12 protein-coding genes are annotated in these 10,614 nt (G+C 68.8%); 3 read left to right on the top strand and 9 right to left on the bottom strand.

Annotated elements, in window-relative coordinates; genetic code table 11:
- Both VGE03_RS03000 and VGE03_RS03005 read right to left on the bottom strand, forming a co-directional pair.
- A partial coding sequence (locus VGE03_RS03000) for a hypothetical protein (protein ID WP_331044990.1) occupies nucleotides 1–430 on the bottom strand: 430 nt, incomplete at its 3' end.
- A 158-nt stretch (nucleotides 431–588) separates the two neighbouring features.
- Nucleotides 589–1,893 carry a replication-associated recombination protein A gene (locus VGE03_RS03005; RefSeq protein WP_331044991.1) on the bottom strand — a complete coding sequence of 435 codons (1,305 nt, stop codon included), beginning with the start codon at nucleotides 1,891–1,893 and terminating at the stop codon, nucleotides 589–591.
- 71 nt (nucleotides 1,894–1,964) lie between these two features.
- Between VGE03_RS03005 and VGE03_RS03010 the strand changes: the two genes are divergently transcribed.
- Nucleotides 1,965–2,384: a VOC family protein gene (locus VGE03_RS03010; protein ID WP_331044992.1), complete on the top strand. Its 420-nt coding sequence runs from the start codon at nucleotides 1,965–1,967 to the stop codon at nucleotides 2,382–2,384.
- Between the two features lie 3 nt (nucleotides 2,385–2,387).
- On the opposite strand, the gene VGE03_RS03015 is transcribed toward VGE03_RS03010, so the two are convergent.
- The 3 genes from VGE03_RS03015 to VGE03_RS03025 form a co-directional block, all read right to left on the bottom strand.
- A complete protein-coding gene (locus tag VGE03_RS03015; protein ID WP_331044993.1) occupies nucleotides 2,388–3,767 on the bottom strand; it encodes a trypsin-like peptidase domain-containing protein in 1,380 nt (459 codons plus the stop codon).
- A gap of 75 nt (nucleotides 3,768–3,842) precedes the next feature.
- A complete protein-coding gene (locus VGE03_RS03020; RefSeq protein WP_331044994.1) occupies nucleotides 3,843–5,153 on the bottom strand; it encodes a TCR/Tet family MFS transporter in 1,311 nt (436 codons plus the stop codon).
- Between the two features lie 41 nt (nucleotides 5,154–5,194).
- Entirely contained in the window at nucleotides 5,195–6,433 is a 1,239-nt protein-coding gene (locus VGE03_RS03025) for an ectonucleotide pyrophosphatase/phosphodiesterase (protein WP_331044995.1), read from the bottom strand.
- A 97-nt stretch (nucleotides 6,434–6,530) separates the two neighbouring features.
- On the opposite strand from VGE03_RS03025, the gene VGE03_RS03030 reads away from it, so the two are divergent.
- Both VGE03_RS03030 and VGE03_RS03035 read left to right on the top strand, forming a co-directional pair.
- Nucleotides 6,531–7,454 (top strand): ABC transporter ATP-binding protein, encoded by a 924-nt coding sequence (locus VGE03_RS03030; protein WP_331044996.1) that lies wholly within the window; start codon nucleotides 6,531–6,533, stop codon nucleotides 7,452–7,454.
- Nucleotides 7,444–8,304 (top strand): hypothetical protein, encoded by an 861-nt coding sequence (locus VGE03_RS03035; RefSeq protein WP_331044997.1) that lies wholly within the window; start codon nucleotides 7,444–7,446, stop codon nucleotides 8,302–8,304. The genes VGE03_RS03030 and VGE03_RS03035 overlap by 11 nt, the downstream gene beginning before the upstream one ends.
- 6 nt (nucleotides 8,305–8,310) lie before the next feature.
- Here VGE03_RS03035 and VGE03_RS03040 read toward each other — a convergent pair whose 3' ends face one another.
- The 4 genes from VGE03_RS03040 to VGE03_RS03055 form a co-directional block, all read right to left on the bottom strand.
- A complete protein-coding gene (locus VGE03_RS03040) occupies nucleotides 8,311–8,856 on the bottom strand; it encodes a hypothetical protein (protein ID WP_331044998.1) in 546 nt (181 codons plus the stop codon).
- Nucleotides 8,857–8,917: 61 nt separating this feature from the next.
- Nucleotides 8,918–9,394: a GNAT family N-acetyltransferase gene (locus tag VGE03_RS03045; RefSeq protein WP_331044999.1), complete on the bottom strand. Its 477-nt coding sequence runs from the start codon at nucleotides 9,392–9,394 to the stop codon at nucleotides 8,918–8,920.
- Nucleotides 9,395–9,510: 116 nt separating this feature from the next.
- Nucleotides 9,511–9,930 carry a 50S ribosomal protein L17 gene (gene rplQ / locus VGE03_RS03050; protein ID WP_141626277.1) on the bottom strand — a complete coding sequence of 140 codons (420 nt, stop codon included), beginning with the start codon at nucleotides 9,928–9,930 and terminating at the stop codon, nucleotides 9,511–9,513.
- A gap of 108 nt (nucleotides 9,931–10,038) precedes the next feature.
- Nucleotides 10,039–10,614 (bottom strand): DNA-directed RNA polymerase subunit alpha (locus tag VGE03_RS03055; RefSeq protein WP_331045000.1); only part of this gene is annotated, 576 nt, incomplete at its 5' end.

Genomic DNA, 10,614 nt, shown 5'->3' on the forward strand with positions numbered 1-10,614 from the left:
TGGCCATGCTCCAGGCGTACCAGAGCAGGAAGGCGGCGATGGCGAGGATGACGAACGGCATCCACTGCATCATCTCCATGCCCGGCGGCGGGGGCGGCGGCGCGTCGATGAACTTGCCGTAGATCAGGCTGACCAGAGCGCCGAGGAACGACAGGGCGAAGGCGTGCACCGCCCATTTGCGCCGGACCAGCAGCAGGATCGTGCCGATCACCGCCCCCCAGACGCCCAGCGTCCACGGCACATACATCCAGCTCGGCATGGCGTTGAAATAGTCGATCATCGGCTGGTCGAAGCCGGACTCGCGGAAATAGGCCTCGCCCCGCGTGGTGGTGCTGATGAAGTCGAAGGCGCCGAAGCCGTTCCACAGCAGCCCCAGAACACCCACCACCCACAGGTGCCAGGGCGTCTTCACGGTCATTGAATCAGTCATTTTCCCCCTCCCAAGGTGTCTGACACGGCGACGCTAGGCGCGTCGGGGCAGGACGACAATGAACGCCGTTCAGGTTGGCGACGTCGGGCGCCCGATGTCTTTCTCCCCCAAACCGACCGACGCGTGTGATCGCGCTCAAGCCCCCATCGGGAGATGGGTTAGCCCCCCGACTTCCGCGCCCGCATCTCGGCCCAGCGCTCCAGCCGTTCCTTGACCTTGGCCTCGTGCCCCTCGCCCTTGGGCTTGTAGAAGGTGCGGCGCTCCATCCCCTCGGGGAAGAAGTTGGCGCCCGAGAAGCCGTCCTCGGTGTCCGGGTCGTACTGGTAGCCCTCGCCGTAGCCGAGCTGTTTCATCAGCTTGGTCGGGGCGTTGCGGATGTGGGCCGGCGGCATCAGGGAGCCGGTCTCGGCCGCCGCGCGCTTGGCCGCCTTGTAGGCCTCGTACACCCCGACCGACTTGGGCGCGGTGGCCAGATGGACCACGGCCTGCGCCAGCGCCAGCTCGCCCTCGGGGCTGCCGAGGAAGTCGTAGGTGTCCTTGGCCGCATTGGCGACGAGGATCGAAAGCGGGTCGGCCTGGCCGATGTCCTCGACCGCCATCCGTACGATCCGGCGCGCCAGATACAGCGGGTCCTCGCCCCCGTTCAGCATCCGCGCCAGCCAGTAGAGGGCCGCGTCCGGGTCCGACCCGCGAACCGATTTATGCAGGGCGGAGATGAGGTTGTAGTGCTCTTCCCGGCTCTTGTCGTAGGCGGGCGCGCGCTTCTGCAGAATGCCCGCGAGCGCCTGCACGTCCAGCGGCTCGACGCCCTGCAGATCGAACAGGACCTCCGACATGGTCAGCAGGTAACGCCCGTCCCCGTCGGCCAGGGCCAGCAGGGCGTGTCGCGCCTCGGGCGTCAGCGGCAGAGGCTTGCCCTCCATCGCCTCGGCCCGGATCAACAGTTGACCCAACGCAGCGTCATCCAGCCGCTTCAGCACATAGACCTGAGACCGCGACAGCAGGGCCCCGTTCAGCTCGAACGACGGGTTCTCGGTCGTGGCGCCCACGAGGGTGACGATCCCCTCCTCCACGAACGGCAGGAAGCCGTCCTGCTGGGCCCGGTTGAAGCGGTGGATTTCGTCGACGAACAGCAGGGTGCTCTGCCCGGCGGCGCGGCGCATCCGCGCCTGCTCGAACGCCTTTTTCAGATCGGCGACGCCCGAGAAGACGGCGCTGATCTGCTGGTACTGATAGCCCGCCGCCTTGGCCAGCAGGCGGGCGATGGTGGTCTTGCCGGTGCCGGGCGGTCCCCACAGGATCATCGAGCCCAGACGGCCCGCCTCGATCATGCGGCGGATCGGCCCGCCCTCGCCCAGCAGATGATCCTGCCCGACGACGTCCTCGAGCGTCTGGGGCCGCAGGCGGTCGGCCAGCGGGGCGTCAGGGGGATGGATGCCGGAGGCTTCGAACAGATCGGTCATGGACGCCCAGAGATAGGCGTAACCGCCCGCTATTTCACGCGTTACTGTGTGCAGGATTCGAGGAGAACGAGATGGCCGACGACAGCAAGCCGCAGGGCCCGCATACCGGGGTCACCCCGCACCTGACCATCCCCGCGCGCGGGGGGCAGGCCGCCATCGAATTCTACCAGCGCGCCTTCGGGGCCGAGGAGCTGCGCCGGATGCCCGCCGAGGACGGCGAGCGCCTGATGCACGCCCACCTGCTGATCAACGGCGCCAGCGTGATGCTGGCCGACGAGTTTCCGGAGTTCAACGGCCAGCAGGACATCACCCCGGTCGGCGTAACCCTGCACCTTCAGGTCGACGACGCCGACGAGTGGTGGAACCGCGCCATCCTGGCCGGCGGCGTGCCCCTGTTCCCGCTGGAGGACCAGTTCTGGGGCGACCGCTACGGCCAGCTGAAGGACCCGTTCGGCCACACCTGGTCGATCGGGGCGCCGATCAGGACGTGACGCCTAGCGCATCACCCCGGTGATGGTCCGGCCGCGGCGGTTGATGGTCACCTCGGCGCCGCGCCCGACATTGGCCAGCTGGCCGACGGTGCTGATCGCACGACCGTTGACGGCGACGATCACATCCCCGCCCTGGAAGCCGACCCGGTTGGCGTAGCTGCCGCGCTGGACCCCGCCGACAATGACTCCGGTCGAGAAGGGATCGCCGCCCAGGCTGTCGGCCAGGGCCGGGTTCAGGGCCAGCACCCGCGCCCCGGCCAGGGCGCCCGACTGTACGACCGTGGCGCGGTCGGTGTCCGGATCGCCGGGCAAGGAGCTGATGCGCGCGCTGGCGGTCTGGCGGCGGCCGTCGCGCAGATAGGTGACCTCGACCGTCTCGTTCGGATCATGCAGGCCGACGCGGAAATTCAGCCCGCCCTGGTCGTTGACCTCGGCTCCGTCGATGGCGGTGATCAGGTCGCCCTCGCGCAGACCCGCGCGCTCACCCGGACCGCCGGTCCAGACCTGGGTGACGACCACGCCCTGTGGCCGGTCCAGCCCCAGGCTGCGGGCGATGTCGGCGCTGACCGTCTCGCCCTTCACGCCCAGCCAGGGCCGCACGACGGTCGTCGCGCCGCCGACGGCGTTGTCGACCACCCGCCGGACCATCGAGGCCGGGATGGCGAAGCCGACGCCGGACGAGGTGCCGGAGCGCGAGAAGATGGCCGAGTTGATGCCGATCAGGTCGCCGTCCATGTCGACCAGCGCCCCGCCCGAATTGCCCGGGTTGATCGCCGCGTCGGTCTGGATGAAGGAACCGCCGTCGGAAATATTGGTCTCGGTCCGGTTCAGGGCCGAGATGATGCCGTTGGTCACCGTCTGGCCGACGCCGAACGGATTGCCGATCGCCAGCACCAGATCGCCGACCTGCTGTTCCTCGCGGTCGTCGATGTTCAGCACGGGCAGGCGCTCGTTGACGCCCTCCAGTTGCAGCACCGCCAGGTCCGAGCGCTCGTCGCCCAGAACCACCCGCGCATCGAACTCGCGGCGGTCCGCCAGGATCACCCGGATCGAGCTCATGCCGTTGATGACGTGGTAGTTGGTCACCACCACCCCGTCGGCCCGCACGATGACGCCCGAGCCGACCGAGCCGGTCTGCTGCTGCGCCGGGGCCCCGAACATCTGCCAGAAGGGATCGGTGCGCTGCACCCCGCGGGCGGTGATGTTCACCACGGCCGGGGCGGCGGTGCGCACCACGGGGGCGAAGCTGGACTTCATCGCCAGCGCGTCGCCGGGCACGACCCGGTTGTCGGAGAACACCCCGTCCTGGGCCTTTGAGTTGTTCGGTTGGCCGCAGGCGGCGAGCGAGAGGGCGAGTGCGATCGCGAGAGAGCCGGTCTTCATCATCTTCCGTAAGGCAAAGGCTGGAGAGACGTTCCCATACGGCTCCGGCTTTCGGGCCGGATCAAGGCGACCCTGTCACGCCTCCGCGGCCTCGTCACGGCTGGCCTGCCGCGCCACGCCCCAGCCGATCAACGCCGCCGCCAGCAGCACGGCTGCGGCCAGATAGAAGGCCAGCCCCGGATCATGCAGGCCGCCGACCAGCAGGCGCGACGCCGGACCGTGCCCGGCCCAGCTCTCGACCCACAGCGCCGCGCCGTTGAAATTGCCGCCGGTCGACTGGGTGTAGATCCAGCCGAAGAACAGGGGCGACAGCACGCCGGCGATGGCGCTGACGCTGTTGTTCGCGCCCTGCAGCTGCCCTTGCTCGTCCTCGCCCACGCGGCGGGTCATCAGGGACTGGATTGTCGGCATGGCGAGGCCCCACAGGGCGTTGGGCAGCATGGCCGCCACGAAGGCCCAGCCGATCGGCGCCCAGCCCATCAGGCTGATGCCCACCGTTCCGCCGAACAGGCCGATGACCAGCGTCCGGCGCTCGCCCAGCCGCTTGGACACGGGGCCGACCAGCAGCCCCTGCACGATCATGTCCAGCACCCCGACCAGGGCCAGCAGCAGGCCGACCTGCCAGGGCCCCCAGCCGTACCGAAGCCCGGCGTACAGCACGAAGACCGCCGAAAAGACGTGGTGCGAGAAGTAGAGCAGGAAGTTCACGACCGCGAGGCCGGTCAGCTCGGCGTGCCGCTTCAGCAGCATCAGGGCGCCGACCGGATTGGCCCGCTTCCAGCTGAACGCCATCCGCTTCTCCGGCGACAGGCTCTCGGGCAGGACGAACAGGCCGTACAGGAAGGCCACGCCCGACAGGGCCGCGGCGAACCAGAAGGGCGCGCGCGGGCCCAGCTCGCCCAGGAAACCGCCCAGCACCGGCCCCAGCACAAAGCCCAGCGAGAAGGCCGCGCCGATCAGGCCGTAGGCCCGCGCCCGCTTCTCCGGCGCGGTGATGTCGGCCATGTAGGCGAAGACCGTCGTGAAGCTGGACGAGGTGATCCCGGCGATGATCCGCCCGGCCGCCAGCCACCACAGGTTCGGCGCCACGGCCATCAGCACATAGTCGATGGCCAGTCCGGCGCAGCTGATCAGGATGACCGGGCGTCGGCCGTACTTGTCCGACAGCGAGCCGATGATGGGCGAGCAGATGAACTGCATCCCCGCCCACAGGGCCACGAACACGCCGTTGATCCAGCCCGCCTGGGCGTTCGAACCGACGAACTCCTCGATCAGGTGCGGCAGCACGGGGATGATGATCCCCATGGCGATGATGTCGAGCACCGCCGTCACCAGGATGAAGGCGATGGCCGCGCGGCGGACTTTCAGGTCATTCAGGGCGTTCATGGCGGACCTTCGGAAGGACGCGCCTTCTAGCCCGCCCGCCGTCAGCGCGCCATGGCCGGCAGGGTGTCCTCGGCCCGGCCGTCGCCCGGCGTCGCCGGGATGCCCAGCAGGCGGGCCAGCAGGGGCTCGACGTCGACGCTGTCCATCTCGGGCAGGCTGACGCCCCGTCCGAAGGCCGGACCGTGAGCGACGAACAGGGCGCGCATCTCGGGCGCTTGGTTGTCGAAGCCGTGGGCCCCGCCCCTCACCCGCGCCGGATCGGTGCGGTCGCGTGTGCCGACCGTCCAGCCGGTGTCGACCAGACAGACGATGGCCGGAACGCGCGGGTTGGTCCCGTAGGCCAGACGCGCCGGGACCTCGCCCTTGCGCCAGCACTCCATGTGCGGCTTGCGCCCCAGCAGGGCGGCCTCGACCTCGGCCTCGCGGCCCGGGACCGGATCAAGGGTGACGACCGCGCCGGCGGCGGTCACGCGAATGGCGGTCGGGTCGACCAGATCATCGAGGAAGGCGACCCGTTCGCTCGACAGGGCGGCCATGCCGTGGTCGGCCACGATGACCAGATCGGCCTCCAGGTTCAGCTTCTGCAGCCCCTCGACCAGGGCGGTGATCGCCATGTCGACCTCGGCGGCGGCGGCCATGGTCTCGGGCGCGTCGGGACCGTAGGTGTGCCCCTGGGTGTCGACGATGTCGAAATACAGGGTGGCGACGGCCGGTCGCTCCTCCGGCGGCAGGCTCAGCCAGGCCAGCAGGATGTTGACCCGCGACAGCGACGGCACGCCCTTTTCATAGGGCACCCAGTAGTCCGGGCGGACGCCGCGCACCGGCGCCTCGGAGCCGGGCCAGAACATCGCCGCGGTACGCAGGCCCGAATTGTGGGCGGTCACCCAGATCGGCTCGCCCGCGTCGTACCAGACCCTGTCCATCACCTCGGCCCGGTTGCCCAGCGAGAAGCGGCGTCCCGGCAGGCCGGGGTCCTGCATGGTGTTGTAGACCAGTCCGTGGTGGTCCGGGTGCAGGCCGGTCACCAGGGTGTAGAAGTTCGGGAAAGTCACGCTGGGCCAGGACGGCCGCATGCCGCCCTCGGCGCGCACGCCCTCGGCCGCCAGCCGCGACAGGGTCGGGGTCACGCCCCGGTCCAGATAGTCCGCCCGGAAGCCGTCCACCCCGATCAGGATCACCGGCCGCCGCGCGGCGGGCTCGGCGGTCTGGGCTGCGGCCGCGACGGGCGACAGCAGGGCGAGGGCCAGGGCGGCGACGGACAGAAGCGCGGGACGGAACATGCGAAACTCCAACAGGACGCCGCATTGCCTAAGCTTAATCTGCGACAGCACGACAACGCCTTGCCTGACGTCGCGACCACGGCCAAGCTCCCTTTCCATGAACACTGATGTGCAGAACCCCGTCATCGAGGTCACCGGTCTGACCAAGACCTATGGAGCCGTCCGCGCGCTGGACGGGCTGAACCTGTCGATCCCGCGGGGCGGCGTCTACGGCGTGCTGGGCCCGAACGGAGCCGGCAAGTCGACCCTGTTCCGCATCCTGCTGGGCCTGATCCGGCCCACGGACGGGTCGGCGCGGGTCATGGGCGGGGCCGTCGGCGACGTGCACGCCATGCGCCGCATGGGCTCGATGATCGAGACGCCGCGCTTCCCGCCCTATCTGACCGCCCGGCAGGTGCTGCACTGGCTGGCTCGCGAGCACGGCCTCGGGGCCGAGGCCGAGATTCCCTACTGGCTGGAGCGCGTCGGCCTGACCCAGGCGGCGGACCGCCGGGTGCGCGGCTTCTCGGTCGGCATGATGCAACGCCTCGGCGTCGCCGCCTCGCTGATGAGCCGTCCGGACCTCGTCATCCTCGATGAGCCCACCAGCGGCATGGACCCGCCCGGCATCCAGGAGATGCGGGCCCTGATCCGCTCGCTGGCCGCCGACGACGGCGTGACCATCATCCTGGCCAGCCACCAGCTGAGCGAGGTCCAGCGCATCTGCGACCGCGTGGCCATCCTGAACAAGGGCAAGCTGGTGCTGGAGGGCGCGGTCAGCGACCTGACCGCCGCCGGCGGCGAACGCCTGCGCCTGATCGCCACTCCGTTGGAAAAGGTGCTCGGCGCCCTCAGCGTCCGCGCCACCCGCGACGGCGAGGCCGTGCTGGCCGAGATCAAGCGGCCCGAGGCCCCTGCCCTGATCCGCGCCCTGGTCGAACAGGGCGTCGACATTCACGAAGCCAAATGGGTCGGCGCCGACCTCGAGAGCATCTTCTTCACCGAAACCGGCGCCGTGCAGGAGGCCGCCGATGCTCGTTGATGCGCTGAAAGCCGAGGGCTACCGCTTCTCGCTGAACCGGGTGCTGGTCTTCCTGTCGGTCCTGCTGACGCCCCTGTTGTTCGCCGTCGGCGGCGTGCTGTTCCACTGGATCACCAAGACCAACGGCGACCGCGCGGCCCAGGCGGCCAATCTGCCCCTGAACACGCCCACGGATGCGGTGAACCTGGGCGAGGCGATCAGCTTCGCCGCCGCCAACTGCGCCAACGGCTTCGTCCTGATCTGCGTGCTGATCGCGGCCGCCACGATCTACGCCGGCGACTACCGCTGGGAGACCTGGCGTCTGATCAGCGCCCGCAACGACCGCGCCTCGCTGATCCTGGCCAAGGTCGGGGTGGTCAAGCTGATCGCCATCGTCAGCAGCCTGTTCTTCCTGATCGCCAGCTTCGTCTTCTTCCTCGCGCAGGCGGTGGTCTATCAGCGCGGGCTCAGCTTCTCGATCGCCGGCGACGACATCGGCGGCATCGCCCTGACCTGGCTGCTGTCCTATGTGCGGATCGTCCAGTTCACCCTGATCGGCCTGCTGGCGGCGGTGATGACCCGATCCCTGCTGGCCGCCCTGATCGTGCCGTGGGCGCTGGGCTTCATCCAGAGCCTGCTGGGCCAGATCGGCCCGGTGCTGTTCGGCATGGACCCCGGCGGCTGGCCCCTGCAACTCCTGCTGCCCGGCCTCGCCTACGACACGCTGAAGGCCGCCGTGCAGGGCGCGCTGGAGGCCCCGCTGACCGGCGCGGTCGTCTGGAAGTCCCTGATCGGCCTGGGCCTGTGGATCCTCGTCCCGCTCGGCGCCGCGCTGGCGTGGTTCAGGAAGCAGGACCTGTCGAAGGAGTAGGGCCTGTCAGGCGAACGCCTCCCTGAGGTGCTCTAGGTACAGGTCCTCATTGCGGCAGTTCATCCAGACGCCTCCGAGCATCAGGGTCATCTCCAGCTTCACGTCGCTGTCCGGTGCGTCGGAAGGACCGTTGTAGGTGATCGTGATGTCGCCGTGCTCGTCAACGACCCGCTCGCGGCGCGCCCAGTTGCCCAAGACCTGAATGCGAGCGTCGATTGCCTCGAACAGGATGCGCCCCGCCTCCCGGTCCGACTGGGTGGAGCCGGGGGCATCCTGAAACATCCCCATCGTATCGATCCTGAACGTCCGCTTTGAGGTGTAGGTGAGCACCTGAGTCACGTTCCTGAACGGATGGCGCGTTTCTCCCAGCTGAACGTTGGGACGGCCCGAGGGGCGCTCGCCGAAACGGAAGCCGAAGGGGCTCAGCGCGTTACAGCCCCGCGCGGCCCAGTCGATGGTCTCCGCGCTGGCGGTCTTCGGGATAGCGGCGCCGTCCCGGGCGTGGGCGCCGGGAACAGCCGACAGGCCCAGCAGGAGGCCGAGCGAAATCACGGAACGGGGTGTCATCCCCCGACTGTAGCGTGGCCGCCGGAACCGTCTACGGCGACAGGGCTCAGAACCGCTTCTCCATCCACACGTCGGCCCGGGCGTACGGGCTGGGCCGCGGCGGCAGGTCGGTGAAGCCGAACCGGCGGTACAGGGCGATGGCATGGGTCTGGGCCTTGTTGGTCTCCAGATAGAGGCGCGGGGCCCCGGCGGACCGCGCCGCCGCCTCGCACGCCTCCAGCAGCCGCAGGCCCAGATTGAGCCCGCGCGCGCCTTCCAGCACCGCCATCTTGCCGACCTCATAGCCGCCGTCGTCCATCGCCATCAGCGAGCAGCAGCCGGCCGGGGCCCCGTCGCGCTCGGCGATGAAGATGTGGCCGCCCTTCGACAGGATCGCGCCGTCCGGATCGCCCAGCACCAGCTCGTCCTTGGCCTCCAGCACATAACCGCCCGCGACCAGCCAGTCCTCGTTCAGCGACCGCCAGGCGGCGGCGTGGTCGGGCCGGTACGGCGCGATGGTGATGACGAGTTCAGGTGTCGGCATGGGGCCCTCCGGAGCCTCCATCTGGGGAGGCGGGCCCGGCGGCGGAAGACCACGAACGAGAAAGGGGCGGCAGGCTTTCGCCCGCCGCCCCTTTTTGCCCCAACGAGCGAAGCCTATCAGGCTTCGTCGTCGCCCTCGATCTCATAGACCGGACCCGAGTCCTGGCCCTTGGCGTCGACGTCGCGATCGACGAACTCGATCACGGCCATCGCGGCGTTGTCGCCGTGGCGGAAGCCGGCCTTCATGATGCGGATGTAGCCGCCGTTACGTTCGGCGTAGCGCGGGCCGATCGTTTCGAACAGCTTGCCGACTTGCGGCACGTCACGGACCTGGCTGATGGCCTGACGACGAGCGTGCAGGTCGCCCTTCTTGGCGAGGGTGACCAGCTTCTCGACGAAGGGACGCAGTTCCTTCGCCTTCGGCAGGGTGGTCGTGATCTGCTCGTGCTTGATCAGCGAGGCAGCCATGTTGGCGAACATGGCCTGGCGGTGGCTGACCGTACGGCCGAGCTTGCGATAGGCGGCGCCGTGGCGCATCGGGGTCTCTCCTACTCAACCCTGGTTTCCACGATACGGTGTGGACCTGGGGCTCTCTCATTCTAACCGCTCCGCGATCCCGAAAGGGTCATGGGCGGAGGGTTGAAACTAGATCTGGTCGTCGAACTTCTTGGCCAGGTCTTCGATGTTTTCGGGCGGCCAGTTCGGCACGTCCATGCCGAGGCTGAGGCCCATCGTCGCGAGAACTTCCTTGATCTCGTTCAGCGACTTGCGGCCGAAGTTCGGGGTGCGAAGCATTTCGCCCTCGGTCTTCTGGATCAGGTCGCCGATGTAGACGATGTTGTCGTTCTTCAGGCAGTTGGCCGAACGGACCGACAGCTCCAGTTCGTCGACCTTCTTGAGCAGAGCCGGGTTGAACGGCAGGTCGGGCTTGCCGTCCGCCTGTTCGACCGCCTTCTTGGGCTCGTCGAAGGTGATGAAGATCTGCAGCTGGTCCTGGAGGATGCGCGAGGCATAGGCCACCGCGTCCACCGGGCTCACGGCGCCGTTGGTTTCGACTTCCATGATCAGCTTGTCGTAGTCCAGCGACTGGCCTTGGCGGGTCGGCTCGACGCGATAGGCGACGCGCTTGACCGGTGAATACAGGGCGTCGACGGCGATCAGGCCGATCGGGGCGTCTTCCGGACGGTTCAACTCGGCGGCGACATAGCCCTTGCCGTTCTG

It is taken from the genome of Brevundimonas sp., assembly GCF_036400995.1.
Taxonomy (GTDB): Bacteria; Pseudomonadota; Alphaproteobacteria; order Caulobacterales; family Caulobacteraceae; genus Brevundimonas.